Consider the following 20,629-nt stretch of genomic DNA (forward strand, 5'->3'; position numbering starts at 1 on the left):
TGTTAATGATGAGATTTTAACCGTACCAGTAAATCTACAAGTAGTCTCTGTAGCTAATGCTGGTTGTCAATTAATAATCTCTTGTGTAAATAAAAATCATGCTTTTGACTCTTGCAGCCTAGATAAAGACTCAGTATATACTACAGTTTCTATTTCTCATAGACTCAAATGTTCATAGGTCCAGATTGTAGATTTGATGCGGTTAATTTTTAGAAATCAACACCTAAATGAAACAATCGTTAAATATAAATGTCATGGATAATGCCAATCATAAATCAATTCCTTTGTCACCAAAATTAACAGAAGAAATCATGGAAGAACAGCGTATCCATGATGTATTACTTTTGTTAGAAAATTTAACTTATCGAGAAGAAACAACAGTGAAGTTGATCATAGATTGTTTATATGATATAGGAGCTACTAACTTAATCAATCAAAAACTTCATTCATACTCAATAAATGGTATAGTTAAGAAAATTGCCAGATTTTCTAAACCTGTATGCCGAATGATGGCTTGGCGATGGTTTAAGAAAAACTGCCCACAACTGATTACTAATTGGCTGCATGAGCAAGTGAGTTTTAAAACAGCAATAACAGCACAGCCAGAAATAGTTGTTGAACAGGTAGCATTGCAGAAAGATTTACCGATAATATTGGCAGATAAAAACAGAGAAGTTAGATATCTTCGTTCTCAAGTCAAATTCTTAATTGCGGTTTTTATACTGGCAGTCACTTCATTTGGTGGGAGTTTTTTGTGGCTCAATCATAAATTAGAGCAAGCAAATATACAAACACTAGAACAACTACAAACTCAACTTAAACTTAGAGAAGCAAGTATAAATAAGCCTTAGTAATACCAACTAGGAATTACCAAATCAAAACATATCCAATATGTAGGGTGTTTCAGTTAGAGAAATCCTTGTCATTCCGAGAAATTATTCGTACTGACGCACCCTACTAACTAAATTAAGCAAACTTGGTGAGAAATTCCAAAAGTTTTTTTGTCTTTGGTGTGAGTAGTGTACGACGATAAGCGTCTGCGGCTTTTTTAATGGCTTCAGCTTGAGTGGGATAGGGATGAATCACATTACTTAACTTACTTAAACCAATTTTATTGACAATTGCCGTCGTCACTTCTGAAATCATCTCCCCTGCATGAGTAGCAACAATAGTTGCACCGATAATTTCATCAGTACCTTTTTTGTGGTGAATTTTCAAGAATCCTTCTTCTTGGGCATCAGCGATCGCTCGATCTACACTACTAAAAGGAATCTTAATCGTCACTACATCAATCCCTTTGGCTTTGGCTTGGTGTTCATACATTCCCACATGGGCAATTTCTGGATCAGTATATGTCACCCAAGGCATGACTAAACTACTCAAATTAGAACGTCCCAAACCAAAGGGAGAAAACAGAGCATTTTTAATCACAATTCTGGCAGCCGCATCAGCAGCATGGGTAAACTTCCAATCCATGCAGATATCACCAGCCGCATATATTTTGGGGTTCGTGGTTTGCAAGTAATCATTCACTTTCACGCCGTGGCGCTTGTCATACTCTACCCCCACAACTTCTAAATTTAGTCCTTCCACATTCGACGCACGTCCCGCACCCACTAAAATTTCATCTACCGTCACCGAATCACGATAACCATTGGAAGAAAAATACAACCGCTTCCCCTCGGTGACTGTCACCACTTCTTCTAACTGGCAATTCAGCACCAAGCGAATTCCGTCGCGAATCAAAGCTTGCTGCACAATTTCCGCCGCATCAGCATCTTCTTTATTGAGAACATGAGAACTGTTATGAAACAGTACCACCTCACTACCCAAGCGGCGGAAGGCTTGCGCCAATTCACAACCAATGGGGCCACCACCAATTACCGCTAACCTTTCCGGGCGTTGAATCAGAGAAAAAACTGTTTCATTCGTCAGATAACCGGCTTCTTCAATGCCTCTGATAGCTGGTGGTTTTGCCCTTGCACCAGTAGCAATCACAGCTTTTTTAAACTTGAGGGTTTTACCGCCAACTTCCACCGTATTTTGACTAGCAAAGCGCCCACTACCCAAGAACACATCAACCCCCAGAGATGCAAAGCGTTCAGCCGAGTCATGATGGCTAATTCCCGCCCGCACTCGCCGCATTCGTGCCATTACCGTGGGGAAATCAATATTAATCTGTTGTTTAGGAATATTTACCCCTAGACTTTGGGCATTCCAGATTTCACCAACTACCCGCGCCGAACGGATAATAGTTTTAGAAGGTACGCAACCCACATTCAAGCAATCTCCACCCATGAGATGCTTTTCAATCAAAGCTACTTTCAAACCCAAACCCAAACCAGCTGCACCAGCCGCTACCACTAATCCCGCCGTACCAGCCCCAATCACCACCAAGTCGTAACCATCAGCAGGTTGAGGATTTACCCAATTGGGTGGATGGACATGAGCCACCAATTTCTGGTTATACTCATCCACTGGGCGAACAATCACTCTGTTGATTTCAGAATTTGACATTGGCGGTATCTCCCTCAACAATTTAAATTTCAAAATTTCCCATTCCAAATCAGGAAATCCTACAAAATCAGCATTCGGGCAATTGTTTTGAGGTTCGTAGTTTAGTCCTCTGTTCTCTGCTAAAGGACTAAAGTCCTGACTACCAACTCATAAAACTTCCTCTTCCAAGGCTTTTCGGGCAATACGGGTGACATAAATTGTCACGGCGACGGTTGCGAGAAAACCTATAATCCGAATTGCCCATTGTGCGGTGGGGTTAGTAGGTTGGTTCTCAGTCCCAATCATGGCTAGGTTTCCAGCCAGTGAACCAATATAAACGTACATAATAGTTCCGGGAATCATCCCCACTGAAGCCAGGAAGTAGTCTTGGAGTGAAACGCCTGTAATCCCAAAGGCGTAATTTAATAAGTTGAAGGGAAATATCGGGGAAAGACGGGTTAATAGGACAATTTTTAAGCCTTCTCTACCAACGGCTTGGTCAATAGCGGCAAATTTTTTGTTATCTGCGATTTTCCTGGCAACTAGACCCCTCGCTAAATAACGACCTACCAAAAATGCTGCTGTAGCACCTAGGGTAGCACCAATGAACACATAAATAGAACCCCACACGACACCAAACACCACACCCGCACCCAAGGTGAGAATCGAGCCAGGTAAAAAGGCGACAGTGGCAATAATATAAAGTAAGATAAAAGCGATCGCTCCCCATGTGCCTAAGCTATCAATCCTTTGCAGAGCTTGACGTAATATAGTTTGGGGATGGAAAGAATTGATATTATTAGATGCTTGCGCCCAGGCAACATCTGTATGGATCATGCAGGCGATCGCTACCACCAAAAATGTTAAACTGGCTAATCTCACATTTCTGTTCTTAAATAGATTTCCGATCAGTTGGTTGTTAATCATAGTTGAGTTCAAATACAATTGAGCTAAAGTTCTTGTTTCTCTCTGCTGCCCACCTCCATAACTACACTTGCAGCTAAAGCTTTCTGAGCAATCTTCGTCACATACACCGTCACACCTACAGTTGCCATCAATCCCAACCCTTGCATTACCCATTGCAGAATTTGGGTTTCTGGGGTGACTGGTTGATGATTGAGATCAGCCATGGCCAAATCCGTGGCGAGGGAACCAATATAAACGTACATGACAGTTCCGGGAATAATCCCCAAGGAGCCTAATATATAGTCTTTTAGAGATATCTGCGTCACTCCCAAAGCATAATTTAACAAATTGAAGGGAAAAATCGGAGACAGACGGGTTAAAAGGACGATTTTCCATCCTTCTTTGGCAACAGCTTGATTAATGGCTTGGAATTTAGGATGTTGGGCTATCTGTCGCGCCACCCAATCCCGTGTGTAATAGCGTCCAATGAGAAAAGCCAAGGTTGCGCCAATTGTTGCACCTATTAACACATAAACTGAACCCCAAAACACTCCAAAGAGACAACCACCTTTGAGTGTTAGCAGAGAACCTGGGATAAATAACAAGGTCGCTATATTATAAATAATCATGTAGGCGATCGGCCCTATAATCCCCAGGCTTTCCACCCACAGGACTAATGTGTTGAGAATTGTTGAAAAATTGAATTGTTTCGCAACAATCATCAGGGTGACAACTAGAAAACTTAACAGTAAGAGTTTGAGTTTGCCATTTAATCGCAGTTGATGCTTGGGAATCATGGGATTAACTGAGTTTTGACTGTTTTGATCAGCACTTAAGGGTAATATTGATGACCACATTCAAAAAGCACAAGATTCCTGAACCGCCTCCTTTTTCATCCTCTGCCACTAGGATATGCCACTTATCTGAGAAACAGCTGAAAGCAGGATAAGTATTTTAGTAATTTACTGCGATCGCCCATTCAAAATTTAAGTGCAAAGCTCCACAAAGTCAAACTCATGGAAAGCCCCTATAACTCCTGTGAAATTTACTGCACAGATACAGAATCAAATGCTGTGAATGCAGTGCAGAACCAACCCGTGTTAGCCAGAATCTAAAACTTGTAGAGACGCAAAAGTTTGCGTCTCTCTGGTTTGAAAAATTAGGGATTAGGGAGTCGTAAAGACTTTGCCGTCTTGGGTATTAGTTATCTGATTATCATTATTGATGTTTACATTAACAATACCAGAGCTAAAATTGGTAACGCTAATACCATATCCCTGAATTTGATCAATTACATTGTTGGATACTTCTACTGTTGAACCAGCAGCATCAAAAATTTCAAAATTAATACCGTCAGTAAAGTTGAAGTCTCCAGCATCAGTATCCCTGATATTGCTAATTGTGTTAGTAGCGATTTGGAAAGTAGCTGTACTTGTGCCGTTGAGTTGGAAATTCATGCCATCGCCATTGGTGATAGTGTTGATAGTATTTCCAGAAGCAGTCACATTACCAGCCGCCGCATTATCAAAAGCTTGGAGGTTAATACCTGATGATGTGATACTAGCATCTACCCCTGTAATTTGGTTATTGTTGAGGCTAACACTGGTTAAGTTAGTATTTGCTCCTAACTGTACATCTATGGCAGTACCATTATTAGTGATAGTGTTGTCATTAATTTGTAATGTGCCACTTGTGCCAGATAAACTGACACGAATATCATTAAAGTTTTCCGTCAGTTGATTGCTATTAACAGTTAAATTTGTTGTGCCTGTAGTGTTAGCGATCGCAATCCCATTATTATTGTTATTGCCATTAACAATATTCTGGCTAACGCTGACTGTACCCGTGACTTCCGATAAGCTAATACTTTCTTGTTGAGCATCAGTAATAGTATTGCTATCAACATTGATAGTTCCATGAGCCTTCTCTACTTGAATACCTTGCTCACCTGCATTGGTAATGTTGTTATTAGTGACTTGGGCATTATTGACACCGTTTAAATTGATACCATCTCCAGAAATGTTAGTAATGGAGTTATTATTAGCTGTCAAGTTTACTGTATTATCTGAAGTTTCATTAAAGGCATTAATGCCAGTTCCTTGAATATCAGAGATGATATTTCCACTCACATTAACTATAGCATTAATGTTAGTAGTATCGAAGTTATCAAAAAATTGCAAATCAATACCATTACCTTCTGTAGTAATTTGGGAAATTGTATTGTCAGTAATAGCAATATTTCCCGCATTATCACCACCACCAAACTGCATATAAATACCGTTACCTGTGGGAATTTGGGAAATATTATTGTGAGTAATTGTTACATCAGCTTTGGCATCATCAAATATTTCAAAGTTAATAGCCTCAGTAAAGTTGAAGTCTCCAGTATCAGTATCCCTGATATTGCTAATTATGTTATTAGCGATTTGGAAAGTAGCTGTACTAGCGCCATTGAGTTGGAAATTCATGCCATCGCCATTGGTGATAGTGTTGATAGTATTTCCAGAAACACTCACATTACCAGCCGCCGCGTCAAATGCTTGGAAGTTAATACCTGATGATGTGACATCAGCATCTACCCCTGTAATTTGGTTATTGTTGAGGCTAACACTGGTTAAGTTAGTATTTGCTCCTAACTGTACATCTATGGCAGTACCATTATTAGTGATGGTGTTGTCATTAATTTGTAATGTGCCAGTTGTGTCAGATAAACTGACACGAATATCATTGAAGTTTTCTGTGAGTTGATTGCTATTAACAGTTAAATTTGTTGTGCCTGTAGTGTTAGCGATCGCAATCCCATTATTATTGTTATTGCCATTAACAATATTCTGGCTAACGCTGACTGTACCCGTGACTTCCGATAAGCTAATACTTTCTTGTTGAGCATCAGTAATAGTATTGCTATCAACATTGATAGTCCCTTGAGTATCTTCTATATCAATGCCTTTATCACCTGCACGGGTAATATTATTATTAGTAACACTAGCATTATTTACGTCATCTAGTTCTATACCATCATCAGATACATCACTAATAGTATTACTAGAAATATTGTTATTACCGCTAGCATCCTCTATATCAATACCGTCATCTCCTGTATTGCTAATATTATTGTTGGTAACATTAGCATTATTTACGTCATCTAGTTCTATACCATTATCAGACACATTACTAATGGTATTACTAGAAATATTGTTATTACCACTAGCGTTGTCTATTTCAATACCGTTATCACCTGCACTGCTAATATTATTGTTGGTAACATTAGCATTAGCTACGTTCTCTAGTTCAATACCATCATCAAACACATTACTAACGATATTACTAGAAATATTGTTGTTCCCGCTAGCATCGTCTATGTAAATGCCATCATCACCTGTATTGTTAATATTATTGTTGGTAACATTAGCATTATTTATGTTATCTAAGTCTATGCCATCATTAGATACATTACTAATGGTATTGCTAGAAATATTGTTATTACCGCTAGCGTTGTCTATTTCTATGCCATCACTACTTATATTATTAAGATTGTTGTTTGTCACTGTAGCATCAGTTACTTGACTTAAGTTGATGCCATCTCCAGTAACATCAGTGATGGTATTATTAGTAATAGTGGAGCGAATTATAGCATTATTTGTTGCTGCTAATTGAATACCGCGATCGCTACTATCACCATCACCAATATTTTGGATAGTGTTATTAGCAATAGTTATAGTTGTATCAGCATTATCCGCTACGGCAAAGTCAATACCATCATTATCAGTTCCATCCAAAGTATTCCCTGTGATCACAAACTGAGTGCGGCTATTATTAAACAAATTCACCGCCGGCGATATATTATGATCTGGTAGGAATAAATCAACCTCAATACTACTATCACCAACATTAGTAATAATATTATTAGCAATGATGAAATTACCTTCGGAATTGGCAACGGCATTAATAGAAATACCCTCATCAGGAATATTTGTGATGGTATTATTGCTAATTGTAAATGTACCTTTGCTTAAATTACCTAAATTGATATCAATACCATCACCACCACCGCTAATTTGACCATTATGAATGATTTCGTTATTAGTAATTGTGGCTGTGATACTGGCATTACTAGCACAAGTTTTACTGACAAATAATTCATCTACATCACGGCAAAGGTTAACCTCAATGCCATCTATTCTGTAATCTTCAGTATTAAAATTGGTGATGATGCGATTATCAGTGATAGTTAAATTAGTATCCCCTTGATAATTCCAAACAAAAATTCCACTTTCTAGGCTAGTATCAGTAGCGGAATTGCGGGTATCAGTGATAGTATTTCTGGCAATTTCTACAATCCCTGTGACATTTTCTAGGTAAATACCTTCACTCAAAGCATTAGTAATTTTATTATCTAAAATTCTGACATTACTAATGTTTGTTCCCTTAATACCTCGTGCATCATCACTACCTTGCACCTGAATATCAAACCCAGATAAAACTGTGTTGTTACCCAATGCCACCAAACCATTTCCCGCAGTCACAGAACCAGTAATGACAGGATAAATACCATTCCCAGACAAAGGTAATGTCACCATTCCAAACTGTTGAGTGTTAACTGTTTGCACAGATGCGCTAGATAAAACTTGGACACCATCAGGGATAGTAAAAGGAGCAATAATAGTTGGCGTATCAGCCAGAACGTAAATAATATTATTCGCTTTGGCTATGCCTACTGCGTTAGTGATGCTACCCAATGGAGACTCAAAAGTACCGTTACCAGTGCCGTTATTGGCGACATAGATAATTGTCAGTGGTTGATTATCAGTCCCAGTAGCGACAACTGTATCATTTCTGCGTTCATGAGTTACTAAGATAGCAGATTGGCGATCGCTTGATTCTGCCATCCGCAACAAAGCACTATCTTTCTTAGGTTTAGTTCCCCTACCACTGCTACCAGGAAAATTCGCACCAATTGTAAATACCAAGCGGGTATCAAATAACTCATCGTGCTGTAAAGACAAACCAAAATTCAAAAAGTCAGTCGGACGTGCTTCTACTCTAGTTCTCCAACCAAAGGCTTCTTTCGATTCCCCACCAGAGTAGTAATAAGCACCAACAAAACCCCGCAAATCACCTGCGCCTAATCGTAATAGACGCGTACCAAATTCTGCATCTACCCCAGACATCGCCACTTCAAATGAACGCTGTCTACCAAGTAGAAAGGAATTACCTTGGAAGCCTGAACCTGTATTGATGACGGATACTTGGTTTTCAGAACTACCCAGAGGCAAATAAGCATTAAAGCGAAAATCCCAATTGCCTAAAGTTTCAAAACCTAATCCTAATTGGTTAAAATTGCTCTTGCCAGTGTCACGGGTAGAGTAAGCAATATAACCCCCAACAACACGATTACCCTCTGGGCTAAAAATTCGATGTCCTAATAATATATTGGTACCTAGATTCGAGTCATTGTCTAGTAAAACTTTCCCCTGCAAGAAAGTTAAACTATTTCCTGGAGTTTGGAAAACAGGCAAAAACCCCTCAAAACTGCTAAAAGATTCATATCCCCCACCTTCAGTGGTGTAGCGTACTCCCAAGCGGGGTGTAAATATTGGTGCTGGTGTTTGAGCCATAGCAGTTGAAGCAGAAGCCAACACCCCCAGCAAAGTAATGCAGCCCAAATATTGCAAATTATTCATTAGTTGGTACACCTGGTATATAAATAGAAATGCCAAATTAATCTAGTAATCTGCTAAAGCAACTTTGCTTGGTAAATCAGCTAGTAGTAAGGACTTTAGTCCTTGACTTGAGGGCTAAAGCCCTGACTACGAACTCTGCAAAGTTTACTTGCTGAATTACTAGAGACGTTGCTATACAACGTCTCCCAAAATCCCAAAACTTAGACAAACCTACTGGTAGAATTTTTACGGCGAATCCCAATTACACAAGGACGAGGAACACCCGTAGACTGACCATTTCCACCATCCGCAACCGGAATATTACTAGGCCAGCTACTACCACGGGATACAGTACGAGTTTGATTAAATGTAGTGCCATTCAAGTCCAGCATTTCAATGCTGCGGCTCAACATTGTACCGTCGTTAATCGGACAATCTTCCCCTGGATGCTGCACAGAAATAATCAAAGTATCACCCAAAAAAGTGGGGCCTGTCATTTCACAACGAACTGGCCCATAAGCAAAGGGTATAACCTTGCCAGCATCAGCCCCACTAGTAGGGATGTAGAATAGCCAATTATTACCAAACACACCCGTAAAGTTGGAAACATTACCCGAAACACTGTGATTAATGGTGGTTTGATTACCAGATGCACCAACATTAAAACCATTGTGGGTGCTGGTGGACATATCAGTTACACCCCAAACGTTACCTTGATTGTCAAAAGCCAAGTTATCAACGTTAGCAAAACCAGCACCGCCAATTGAACCAGCTTCCCCACCTTGAGCGAATTTTTGCCATGTAAAGGTTGTACCTGTACCATCAGCACTACCTTCAATAATTTTGTATAGTCCCCCTGATTGTTGGGTGGCGTTGACATTACCGCTTAATTTGGCGACTTGGAAAATACGGGAGTCGGGATAACCATCACTACCGGGTGCGCCGTCGGTATAGGCGATAAATACCTCTTTAGTAGTGGGGTGAACTTCGATGTCTTCAGGGCGAGCGGTGGGAGTTCCCCCAATTAGGTTAGCAGCTAGGAAGGCATCACACAGAATAGCGCCTTGAGTGGGGTAGAAATTCTGTAATGTCTTGTTTCGATAACCTGGGAGTTCATCGACTTCGTTGGTGGTATCACAGTTGAATGCGCCACCGTCTACACTTTGCCCTGCTATTCCATTACGTCTAGGTAAGGGTAAACGACCATTTCTTTGGGCTGAACCTAAAGCAGCAATTTCTACAGAAGCGAGTGTTGAGGGAGGAATGGGATTAGTAGAAGTAGTTAAGAGTAGTGGTATCCATTCCCCTGTGCCATCTGGGTTGTATCTGGCAACGTAGAGAGTACCACTTTCAAATAAAGCACTATTGGTTTTGCTGGTGATTGTGCTAACAGTGCCATTGCTGACAAATTTCCAGGTATGTCCACCCCGTCTGTCATCACCTAGATAAGCAATTAATCTTTTACCTGCTTCTACTCGTAGGGCGATGTTTTCGTGACGGTAACGACCTAACCAAGTGTGTTTTTTCGGACGAAAACCTGGGTCAGCTGGGTCAATTTCTACCATCCAGCCGTATTTTTCTCCAACTAAACCGAAGCTTGCGCCGGTGGTGCCTGAGGTGTAACCTGTCTGTGTGCCATCTGGTTTAACGGCTTCTGTTACACCCACAAAAAATTGGCTACTACCTTGGAAGTTTTCTTCCGCCGATAAGATAGTTCCCCAAGGTGTAGTACCACCAGAGCAGTTATAAGCAGTACCAATGATTCTGTTACCTAGTCCATCAGCACTGAGGTTAAATACTTGCGTAGCGGCTGGGCCAGTACCTTCTAAATAGTTTTGGTCACCTTGTTGATAGCTGCGGCCACCCCAAGCCGTGATACTCTGATATCCATCGTTTCTTTCACTGTTGATGTCTAACCCAGACAACCCATGAATACGGCGATTTTTGGCATCACTAACTACACGAAAACGTTTTTCGATGTTACGGCGAGAAATACGGATGACTGAACCGCCTAAGTTATATAAAAATTCCCCGTCTGATTCTAAGTTTCTGGTAGTGGATAAGGGATATCCAGTTACCGATGTAAATGTAGTTGCTAGTGCTTGCACATCACTTGGTGTTTCGGGTGCTAAACCAGAAATGGGGAAACTCACATACTCATGATTTACCCACAAGTAACCTTCATCGGCAGTTCTACCAATGGGTATAAAGCCTGTATAGTCGCAGTTGTAGCCAACATATTCATCAGAGTTAGGAAATACTTTATCCCCCCAACCCACAATGACATAGCGATCATATTCTGGTGGTACGACAACATCATCAATCACGCTGTAACTAGCTAACTTGACATCAGTGGATGCGTTTACGACTTGTCCCTGGGCAATTCCTGTAGGTAAAAAACTCTTAACCTGTTGGTAAATTGGCAGAGGATGAGGTAGACGCACTGGTGTAAATGTGAGTGTGGTTTGCGCTGAGGTTTGGCTAGAAAGACTATCTAAAATGGCATCTCCCACAACAGCAGCACCAGCACTACCAGCAAAAAATATTAAAATTTGTCTCCGGCTAAGTGTAGACATGAAATTTTACTTTCCTTCCCTGGGTTACAAATTTGTTTGAGCGACTGCTCACCGGTTTATGCAGTTAGAGGAGATAAATTGGCACGAGAAAATAACTAGCGATCGCTAGTGCTGTCATACTGAAATCTCATGCAAAATTTTTTCAGTCAACCCCGTTACTGCATAAAGTTGCGAGTCAATGACCCAACCTTATATCTAGTCAGCTACTCAATATATTTATCTATCTAGTTAATCTCATTTAGTGAAGCAACTAAAGATATGACCGCCTATATCTTAATTGTGTTTTTTCAAACTGTCACTATAGTAAATAATGCTTAAAATATGACTGTTATTAGCTGTCTACCAAAAAAATAAAAAAGGAAAAGGTGTTAAACCTTTTCCCAGTGCCTATTTCCTAATCTTTAGTCCAGATTAAAAATTGCTAGTATCGAATAAGTCTTTCTTTTGCAACCAATCTCGACCTACTTGGATACTGATATCTGAACTAAGACTCCCGGTACTTTCTACGCGTACTTCTCCGAAACCTAAAGTATTGCGAATGGATTCGGCACTATTGCCATCCCCTTGTTGAGCAATAATATTAGTGACTTCTAACGGTTCAGACCAAGGTTTATATATGTAGATATTACGATATCCTGCACTTTCTAAAGTTCTAATCAAAGGACGGAGTTGAGAGCGATCGCTACCTGTGCTATCTTGGATTGCTACCTTTAAAGTGGCTGGATCGGTGGCTTGGTATTCAGAAAATAATTCCAAACCAAATTGTTGCGACATTAGTTTGTTGATACCTCGTTGATTAGGTATCCAATAGCTGGCATTATACTCTCTTTGTTCGCTAAACCGACCAGGCAGCATAAACATTTGCATATTGGCGCGATTGGTTCGCACACCAAATCCTACCAGTGCCACCAGTTCCTCGACGGTTAAGTTAGTGTCAATATTGTCTTTAACTACGTTGAGGATTTTCGGTAATTGAGCTACTGTTGCTGGGTTAAGAGTTTGGTCTATCAAAGCGCGAATTACCATTTGCTGGCGCTGAATCCGACCAATATCACCCAATTCATCATGGCGAAAACGCAGTAACTGTAGTGCCTGATCGCCGTTGAGATGCTGCTTACCTGCTTTTAAATTAATATATAGATGTTGTGAGTCATCTTGATATTTCATATCTTTGGGAACAAAAACTGTCACTCCTCCCAAAGCATCGATCAGTTTAGCAACCCCTAAAACATTAATGCGGATGTAACGATCAATTCCGGCACCGCCTACGAGGTTACTAACAGTTTTGGCAGTTAAAGCTGGACCTCCCTCAACATTGGCAGCATTAATTTTTCTAATCCCATACCCTTCGATTTCTGTGCGGGTATCTCTGGGGATAGAAAGCATGGCGATTTTCTTGCTTTCTGGGTCAAATTGCATCAAAAGCATGACATCAGCAAGACCATCAAAGGAATTTACCTGGGGTAGATATCCCAGATTTTGGGCTTCAGCAGGAGGATTGCGGACATCAGGCGGCAGTACACTCATGCCCATCACCAACAGATTCACGGGACGAGTTAATTCTGAGAAACGTAAGCCGCTACCAGCGATGCGATCGCTATCAAAGACAGCTTCTTCTTGGGGACTCAGTTGGGCTTGCTGTAAAGGTGTGCTACTTAAAGACACCGCCAACAGCGCCCCTGCCGTTGCAGACACCATTGCAATCCCGCTCATACCTACCCAGAACCACAACCAACGTCCAGATTTAGAATTGTGTTTGTTTCTGGAATTAGGAGCTTTTGCTGACTGGTTTCCTTCCGCCGAAGTTCTTTGACTGGTCACAGACTTCCTCACACTTAACTGATTAAATTCGGTAAATTTGCCAACTAACAATAAACAGATAAATCAACCCATAATAGCTAACTTTTAATAAACCATGCTGACCTTTGAATATTGTGTTAACCACAACACTTATAGCAGGATTTTTCCTAGTGTGTGGCAAATATAAAAATGTTTTCTTGAAGTATGACAACAATTCAGTCAGTTTGGCTAGATGTCAAGAGGAAATTATCTGTAAATTGTTAGTAATCAAGTAAAAATACTGCCTAACCTTACCTTGTACAGATTAATGGGGATTGGGAACTAAATGATTGTAAATTTCAGATGAAGTTAATTGCCCAACAATCTATCTGCCAAGGTACTCAACCCTGGTAAGCGGTGAGATTTACCTCGGATGAGTCGCAAAATCAGCCAGATACTCACCAAAAAGTAACCAGATGTACAAAAGGTATTCAAGATTAATAAGCGCAGGGCTAAAAAATCGGTAGTTGCTGCTCCAGTAGCTAACAAGAGATACCCCAATAACCAGGTAAACGCCAGAGTAATAGACAGGCGGCTCACGGCTAGTTGTTCCCGGCTGCCTTGATGACGATAAATAGTCCAAAGGGATGGCAAACAACCAATAATGGGAATCAAATATAAAACTAACTGGATTTTCCCAGTGGTTGAGTCTTTGCCCAGTGCCGATTCCCAGTCCCTAGTATCTATCGTAGGTAAATTTTGGCGCGATTCCCAATTTTCCATATGATATTTGTTGAATCCTAAACTAGAGGGATGAATGACAGTGATGTAGTTAGAGATAATAAGCTATAGATTCAGAATTTTATTAAGTTCTATCCCGCAATCGGCTTAAGATGCAGACACGCAAGCTATTCGACTGGTGGCAGACACTAACACCAATAGCGAGAATTGGGGCGATCGCTCTATTCGCCCCTTTACTGGTTCTCAATGGTTGGGCATTATCCGCAATTTTTGCTTACTTTCATTCTCTGATCGTTATTTTAGTTGGAGCCTCAGTTTTAGCATTTCTGCTCAACTATCCCGTTAGCTGGATGGAGCATCACGGCGCGAGACGAGAGCAGGTTGCTATTTTAGTCTTTTTACTGGCGTTATCGGTACTATTGGCTTTAGGTGTAACTCTGTTTCCCCTAGCTCTTACCCAGGCTCAACAATTGGTGGCTCGGATTCCAGAGTTAATTGACTCTGGACGCTCTCAGCTAATGATGTTGAACGAAAAAGCAGAAACTATGGGTTTACCCATTAACCTTGATGCTTTAGTAGTCCAAATTAACGATCGCGTCAAGGGACAGTTACAAGCGATCGCTGGGCAAGTTTTAAATCTCGCCGTGGTGACATTCACCAGCTTGCTAGATTTCCTGTTGACAATGGTTTTGACTTTTTATCTGTTGCAGCATGGGGGTGAACTCTGGGAAAGTTTAGTTGAATGGTTGCCTACAAGATTTCGTGATCCTTTTTCGCAAACAGTCCGTCTGAGTTTTCAAAATTTCTTTATCACCCAGCTGATTTTATCTACCTGTATGGCTTCAGCCCTCATTCCCACCTTTCTCTGGCTGAAAGTGCCATTTGGGTTATTATTTGGTCTGACTATTGGCATTATGGCGCTCGTGCCATTTGGTGGTTCTGTAGGTATTGCTCTCACCACCTCGTTAGTAGCCTTGCAAGATTTTGGGATGGGGGTAAGAGTTTTAATCGCAGCTGTGATTGTGCAGCAAATTCTAGAAAACTTAATTGCACCCCGAATTTTGGGTAGTTTTACTGGCTTAAACCCGGTTTGGATTTTAATATCAGTGTTGACAGGAGCTAGAATTGGCGGACTTTTGGGGGTGATTGTAGCTGTACCCACGGCTGTAATTATTAAGACTGCTCTAACGGCGTTGCGTCCTAAAGTGTTAACCAGTGAATCAGAGGAAACCGTCAGCAAAATAGAGATGGCTGTATCACCTCCACCAGAAGATTCTCCTAAAAAGGAGACAAAAAACCCCCTGAGTGTTTCCGAACAGCCCACTTTACCATGAGGTCTTGAGGGTAAACAAGGAAAGCAAGGGTGCTTTAGTCAGATCAGGTACTTCCAGATCAGAAATATCCCAACTGTAGGGTGCGTCAGTATGAATAATTCCTTGGTAAAGCTAGGTTTTCTCGCACTGACGCACCCTACTAAGTAAGTCGGTGGGAAAAAACACAACTATGTTAAGAAAAATAAACTAGGCTCAAACCCTCTTCCCTCCTGCCTCCTGCCTCCTGCCTCCTGCCTTGCCATAGCGATAATTTTTAACACTGAGCTACTTAACTAAACGCCATGCTACCGCTAACACGACTCACCTACTGTGGATCATTAATTGCACCCATGAATAAGATGCTACGTGTTTGATTGTCGCGAATTGCACAGAAGAAGGGACGGTTAACAATCATTCTGAATGGTTCTTGTGGCTGTCTTATGGATGTGGCAACTATGCCTACAGATGTAGCTGCACTAGCTTCTGTACCTTCTTCGTTCACTTCCACAAAAGTTTTATGTCTCACCTGGCTGATAGCCAGATTTTTTCCCATAGCAGAAAAGTCTGCTTTGTTCGTAAACGCCTCTCCCATGCCTAAAGCCTTGAGTGCATCATTAAGTGTAATGTCGTACTCTGTCTGAAAGCGGGGTAACTGAATAAATCCTTCTCGCTGGCGAAACTGAGACATCCATTTTCCCCAGTTCTCAGTATTTAAGTTTTGCGTCAAGGCTTTCAGGTTAGTGTTCTCCTTGGGTAAGAAAATATATAAACTCACCCGCCCGTCTTGGCCATAAGGTAAACTTACAGCCTGAAATTGTTCTGTTTCATGGTATTTATAATCACCCGTTTGTGACATCATAGGGTGCTGTTTCTGCTGGCTTGATGAGGTATAAAAGGGTTTGGGAGTTGTTTGGCTTTGATCAAATTTCTGGCTCCATTTCCCTTGAAAGTAGATGGCATTGATCAAAAATAGCGCCTGATTAGGTTCAATTTTGTCAACAATCTGATCTATTTTGCCCTTGGTATTATCTTTTACCCAGTTATTAATGGTATTAGGAGCAGCAGCATCCTGAAAGTCTAAGGTTGTTACCTTTGCTTGATAAAAATCTCTGGTTCTCTGGATAAACTCAGGACGTAGACTAGCACTTTGATTTGCCCATAACGAGTTGGCAATCTGCAATTGCACATCTGCACCAGGATTTTCTAGTAACTTGTTTAATGAGGCGGAAGCAGAGTTAAGTTCTGGTAGACTGATACCCTGTAACTCCAGAGTTTTAGCCATTGCTTGTTGTGTAGAGCCGCTAGCGCCATTGTAGGTCATAGCTAGAGCGATCGCGACACTTGTCGGTGAAACAAAGATATTTTTGGCATTACCGTCTTGATTCAATATTTCTGCAAACAGTTTAAAGCCGAATTTATTGTTAGCATCGACAATTTTTGTATCTTCAATTACTGTTTTTTTTTGCAATGGAGACTCTGTTGGAGATAGTTGGGATTGGGCAAGCGCACTTGTATTATTATTAACTTGGGAACAACCCAAAACGCCCAACAAAACAACGCTAGCTGCTGCTAGAACATAACGTCTTCCCAAGCTAACAGCGTAACGTCTTTGGATGAAATTTCCTTTCACACCGTTGAATTTCAGCCGATTCATTATACTACCTCGCGTGCCAAAGTTTTTATCTGTCTACCAAACTTGACGTTGATGCTGTCTTCATTACTAAATATTGCATTAGCAGCAACTCCAACCCTCGGCGGTTACAGTTTTGGTAACAGTAGTTTTGAGCAAAGAAGTAAAAGGCACTTTTCTCGACTTCTTAAAGACAATTGACTCAAAAAATCGTAGTTTTTACTACATAAAAATAAAATTTAATATCTGAACTGGCTGGCGGAGGAAAGCAATAGGTTAGTAGGGTGCGTCAGTACGATAAAACCTAGCTATACCAAGAAGTTATTCATACTGACGCACCCTACTTTTTAAATATTTTTTATCTGGAAGTCGCCAACTGACTGGCTGAGGAAAGCAACAAGCAATCTTCCATATCTCCAATCTTCTGGTTTTATTCCCAGAGAGGGATTATCAAGTAACCCCAAAGGAGGGTTAATTGTATAATTATCAAAAAAAATTTTGATGCTCTTTAATCAAGCTTCAATGCTAGGGTTGATTTGATTAAATTCACGTATTGCCCAACAAAGATGGCTATATGGACAAAAATCCAATCAGAGTTTTATTAGTTGATGACGACGAAAATGACTACATTTTAACTCGTGATTGGTTTCAGGAATTTCAGGTGGCTGGGTGCGAGTTGGAATGGTTGGATAATTATCAAGCGGCTAAAGCTGCGATCGCTCTGCGCCAACATGATGTATATCTTGTAGATTACCGTCTGGGGCTAGATAGTGGATTAGAATTATTACGCGAAGCAATTGCTAACGGCTGTACTGCTCCCTTTATTTTGCTTACAGGGCAAGGTGACAGAGAAATAGATCTAGAAGCAATGAAAGCAGGTGCAGCCGATTATCTGGAAAAAAGACAATTGAATGCACTGTTACTAGAGCGTTCTATTCGTTACGCCATTGAACGCAAACACACCGAACAACAAATCCGCGAACAAGCTGCTTTACTCGACACTACTAATGATGCGATTTTTGTCAAGGATTTAAACGAGAAAATTTTATTCTGGAATCAGGCAGCAGAGTCACTGTATGGTTGGACAAAAGAAGTAGCTATTGGCAATCACACACAGAATCTCTGGCAGGAGAAGAACTTGCCCCTGTTACAAATAGCACAATCAGAATTGATGCAAAATGGGTCTTGGATGGGAGAATTACTACAAAAAACTGCATCAGGCAAAGATATTATTGTACAAAGTCGCTGGACATTAGTACGTGATTTCCGCAGCCAAACTCAATCAATTCTTGTTGTCAATACAGAAATTACGCAAAAAAAGCAACTAGAAGCGCAATTTCTCCGCGCTCAACGTTTAGAGAGCATTGGTACACTAGCCAGTGGGATTGCTCATGATCTCAACAATGTTTTAGCTCCCATTTTAATGACAGCCCAATTATTAGAATCTCAAATTCAAGAGGAGCGATCGCGGCGACTTCTGCCTATATTAATTAATAACTCTAAACGTGGTGCAAATTTAATTAAACAAGTGCTTTCCTTTACCCGTGGTTTGGAGGGTGAGCGTACCCTATTGCAATTAAGGCACTTAATCACAGAAATTCAGCAAATTATTCAAGAAACATTTCCCAAATCAATAGCAGTTGTTACCCAAATCCCCCAACAACTTTGGACTGTATCTGGCGATGCGACTCAACTGCATCAAGTATTGATGAATTTGTGTGTCAATGCCCGTGATGCCATGCCTAATGGCGGCACTTTAAAAATTGCTGCTGCAAATCTCTTGATTGATGAAAACTATACTAGGATGAATCTAGATGCCCAAGTTGGCCCCTATGTTGTAGTCACAGTTAGTGATACGGGAACTGGTATTAGTGCAGATATTTTAGACAGAATATTTGAGCCATTTTTTACAACTAAAGAACTAGGTGAAGGTACAGGATTGGGACTTGCAACTGTGTTGGGCATTGTTAAAAGTCATGGTGGTTTTCTGAATGTCTCAACGGAAGAAGGTAAAGGCAGTGAATTTAAGGTATATGTACCCGCACAAGACTCTCAGGAAATCGTAGAAGAAGTAGAAAATATAATACCTGTTGGTAACGGCGAATTAATTTTAGTTGTAGATGACGAAGCTGCAATTCGAGATATTACTAAAACCTCTTTAGAAAGCCATAACTACAGAGCGATTACAGCCAGTGATGGAATTGAAGCTATAGCTTTGTATGCAGAACATCAAGACAAAATATCGCTGGTTTTGACAGATATGGTGATGCCGTCAATGGATGGCCTAACAACCATCCGCACATTAAAAAAAATTAATCCCCACGTTAAAATTATTGCCGTGAGTGGACTGGTTACTAACGATAAAGTGAATGCAGTGTATAAAATGGGTATTCAAGCCTTTCTAGCCAAGCCTTATACAGCCAGCCAATTATTGCAAACCATTAGTACAGTTAAACGTGGGAATTAGGGACTGGGGATTGGGGACTGGGGACTGGGAAGATAAGAAAGCAAACAAAGAGATATTTCCTATTGCCTATTGCCTATTGCCTATTGCCTATTGCCTATTAACATTAACTCTAGGAGAAAATTTGATGCAACCTGAAATAGTCTGTCATCTTTGGGAATCACTTTGGCAAGAATACAAAGCTAGAGTTAGTTATGCTCAAATTTATGAACAAATGATTACATCTGCGGGTGGAACTGTCGCCAATGATCATATTGCTTTTCGGTCTTTGCGATTGGTTGTTGATAGCCACCAAGGTCAAGTTAACTTAGGAATTAATCACTTAGGACAAATAGCCACAGCTTTAGGTTATGTCCCATCTGGGGAGTATACTTTTCCTGAAACTCATCTTTATGCTCGTCATTATAGCCATCCACAGCAAGCAGAATTAGACTTGCCTAAGCTATTTATCAGTGAGTTAATTGTAGATGAATTACCTGAGCATATTGCTCAACTTATTTACACAACAGTCTCTACAATAGCTGAAGAAATGACCTCTTTGCTGGCTCCTTTGCAGCTAGAAGAAGAAGACTATCAACCTATTAACCAAAAACTTCAAAAAGTTTTTACTCGCCCTTGGCGCACTCCTCTGCGTTCTGTTGTGGAAGAAGTCAATCAAGTCACTCAATATGGTGCTTGGGTACTGTTACACGGTTATGCTGTGAATCATTTTACGGGCTACGTTAATCGTCAGAATACACCAGCATATCCAGATATAGATACTACTGCTCGTGGTTTGGCTAACTTAGGTGTGCCAATGAAAGCAGAAATAGAAGGCAATGTTAGCTGTGGTTTACGTCAAACAGCTACTCAAGCAGTTAAGGAGATGGTGACAGTCATAGATGATATAAGTGGTAAGGAAATTCAAATTCCTTGGACTTATGCTTATTATGAAATTGCCCAGCGTTATTTAGTGGAGGTAGAGTCAGGGAAGTCTGAACTTTTTGCCGCTTTTTTAGGGAAAAATGCCCAGCAATTGTTTGAAATGACTCGATTATAGCAATTCGATTTGATTTCAGAAT

The 20,629-nt window shown here is 40.6% G+C and carries 12 protein-coding genes and 1 pseudogene; 5 read left to right on the forward strand and 8 right to left on the reverse strand.

Features of this window, described 5'->3' with window-relative positions; translation table 11 throughout:
• The first annotated feature begins 254 nt into the window (after positions 1 to 254).
• The gene (locus NOS7524_RS10195) at positions 255 to 851 is read left to right on the forward strand and encodes a hypothetical protein (RefSeq protein WP_041555270.1); all 597 of its coding nucleotides are present in this window, start codon (positions 255 to 257) and stop codon (positions 849 to 851) included.
• 115 nt (positions 852 to 966) lie between these two features.
• Here NOS7524_RS10195 and NOS7524_RS10200 read toward each other — a convergent pair whose 3' ends face one another.
• The 3 genes from NOS7524_RS10200 to NOS7524_RS10210 all read right to left on the reverse strand — a co-directional run bounded on the left by NOS7524_RS10200 (position 967) and on the right by NOS7524_RS10210 (position 4,199).
• Positions 967 to 2,517, reverse strand: coding sequence for a mercuric reductase (locus NOS7524_RS10200; protein WP_015138400.1), 1,551 nt, complete (start codon positions 2,515 to 2,517; stop codon positions 967 to 969).
• A 147-nt stretch (positions 2,518 to 2,664) separates the two neighbouring features.
• Entirely contained in the window at positions 2,665 to 3,423 is a 759-nt protein-coding gene (locus NOS7524_RS10205) for a TVP38/TMEM64 family protein (RefSeq protein ID WP_015138401.1), read from the reverse strand.
• Positions 3,424 to 3,446: 23 nt separating this feature from the next.
• Positions 3,447 to 4,199 (reverse strand): TVP38/TMEM64 family protein, encoded by a 753-nt coding sequence (locus NOS7524_RS10210; RefSeq protein WP_041555674.1) that lies wholly within the window; start codon positions 4,197 to 4,199, stop codon positions 3,447 to 3,449.
• A 153-nt stretch (positions 4,200 to 4,352) separates the two neighbouring features.
• Between NOS7524_RS10210 and NOS7524_RS30635 the strand changes: the two are divergent.
• Positions 4,353 to 4,517: pseudogene (locus NOS7524_RS30635) on the forward strand (6-pyruvoyl tetrahydropterin synthase); the annotation flags it as partial.
• 51 nt (positions 4,518 to 4,568) lie between these two features.
• Here NOS7524_RS30635 and NOS7524_RS10215 read toward each other — a convergent pair.
• The 4 genes from NOS7524_RS10215 to NOS7524_RS10230 form a co-directional block, all read right to left on the reverse strand.
• Positions 4,569 to 9,086, reverse strand: coding sequence for a beta strand repeat-containing protein (locus NOS7524_RS10215; RefSeq protein ID WP_015138403.1), 4,518 nt, complete (start codon positions 9,084 to 9,086; stop codon positions 4,569 to 4,571).
• Positions 9,087 to 9,286: 200 nt separating this feature from the next.
• Entirely contained in the window at positions 9,287 to 11,641 is a 2,355-nt protein-coding gene (locus NOS7524_RS10220) for a PhoX family protein (protein WP_015138404.1), read from the reverse strand.
• 411 nt (positions 11,642 to 12,052) lie between these two features.
• Positions 12,053 to 13,462: an LCP family protein gene (locus tag NOS7524_RS10225; RefSeq protein WP_015138405.1), complete on the reverse strand. Its 1,410-nt coding sequence runs from the start codon at positions 13,460 to 13,462 to the stop codon at positions 12,053 to 12,055.
• A gap of 327 nt (positions 13,463 to 13,789) precedes the next feature.
• Complete coding sequence (locus NOS7524_RS10230; protein WP_015138406.1) at positions 13,790 to 14,203, reverse strand: hypothetical protein; 414 nt, start codon at positions 14,201 to 14,203, stop codon at positions 13,790 to 13,792.
• Between the two features lie 110 nt (positions 14,204 to 14,313).
• Between NOS7524_RS10230 and NOS7524_RS10235 the strand changes: the two genes are divergently transcribed.
• Complete coding sequence (locus tag NOS7524_RS10235) at positions 14,314 to 15,495, forward strand: AI-2E family transporter (RefSeq protein ID WP_015138407.1); 1,182 nt, start codon at positions 14,314 to 14,316, stop codon at positions 15,493 to 15,495.
• Between the two features lie 304 nt (positions 15,496 to 15,799).
• Here NOS7524_RS10235 and NOS7524_RS10240 read toward each other — a convergent pair whose 3' ends face one another.
• Positions 15,800 to 17,128, reverse strand: a complete 1,329-nt coding sequence (locus tag NOS7524_RS10240; protein WP_015138408.1) for a serpin family protein — start codon at positions 17,126 to 17,128, stop codon at positions 15,800 to 15,802.
• Positions 17,129 to 17,678: 550 nt separating this feature from the next.
• Between NOS7524_RS10240 and NOS7524_RS10245 the strand changes: the two genes are divergently transcribed.
• Together NOS7524_RS10245 and NOS7524_RS10250 are read left to right on the forward strand one after the other, a co-directional pair.
• The gene (locus tag NOS7524_RS10245) at positions 17,679 to 19,571 is read left to right on the forward strand and encodes a hybrid sensor histidine kinase/response regulator (RefSeq protein ID WP_015138409.1); all 1,893 of its coding nucleotides are present in this window, start codon (positions 17,679 to 17,681) and stop codon (positions 19,569 to 19,571) included.
• 124 nt (positions 19,572 to 19,695) lie between these two features.
• Positions 19,696 to 20,607 (forward strand): DUF1338 domain-containing protein, encoded by a 912-nt coding sequence (locus NOS7524_RS10250; protein ID WP_041555675.1) that lies wholly within the window; start codon positions 19,696 to 19,698, stop codon positions 20,605 to 20,607.
• Positions 20,608 to 20,629 lie beyond the last annotated feature (22 nt).

It is taken from the genome of Nostoc sp. PCC 7524, assembly GCF_000316645.1.
Classification (GTDB): Bacteria; Cyanobacteriota; Cyanobacteriia; order Cyanobacteriales; family Nostocaceae; genus Trichormus.

Excerpts from the sequence above, each read along its gene's own strand:
- NOS7524_RS10230 (WP_015138406.1), bottom strand. The coding sequence starts at position 14,203 with ATGGAAAATTGGGAATCGCGCCAAAATTTACCTACGATAGATACTAGG.
- NOS7524_RS10195 (WP_041555270.1), top strand. The coding sequence starts at position 255 with ATGGATAATGCCAATCATAAATCAATTCCTTTGTCACCAAAATTAACA.
- NOS7524_RS10205 (WP_015138401.1), bottom strand. The coding sequence starts at position 3,423 with ATGATTAACAACCAACTGATCGGAAATCTATTTAAGAACAGAAATGTG.
- NOS7524_RS10245 (WP_015138409.1), top strand. The coding sequence starts at position 17,679 with ATGGACAAAAATCCAATCAGAGTTTTATTAGTTGATGACGACGAAAAT.
- NOS7524_RS10250 (WP_041555675.1), top strand. The coding sequence starts at position 19,696 with ATGCAACCTGAAATAGTCTGTCATCTTTGGGAATCACTTTGGCAAGAA.
- NOS7524_RS10210 (WP_041555674.1), bottom strand. The coding sequence starts at position 4,199 with ATGATTCCCAAGCATCAACTGCGATTAAATGGCAAACTCAAACTCTTA.
- NOS7524_RS10220 (WP_015138404.1), bottom strand. The coding sequence starts at position 11,641 with ATGTCTACACTTAGCCGGAGACAAATTTTAATATTTTTTGCTGGTAGT.
- NOS7524_RS10215 (WP_015138403.1), bottom strand. The coding sequence starts at position 9,086 with ATGAATAATTTGCAATATTTGGGCTGCATTACTTTGCTGGGGGTGTTG.
- NOS7524_RS10235 (WP_015138407.1), top strand. The coding sequence starts at position 14,314 with ATGCAGACACGCAAGCTATTCGACTGGTGGCAGACACTAACACCAATA.
- NOS7524_RS10240 (WP_015138408.1), bottom strand. The coding sequence starts at position 17,128 with ATGAATCGGCTGAAATTCAACGGTGTGAAAGGAAATTTCATCCAAAGA.
- NOS7524_RS10200 (WP_015138400.1), bottom strand. The coding sequence starts at position 2,517 with ATGTCAAATTCTGAAATCAACAGAGTGATTGTTCGCCCAGTGGATGAG.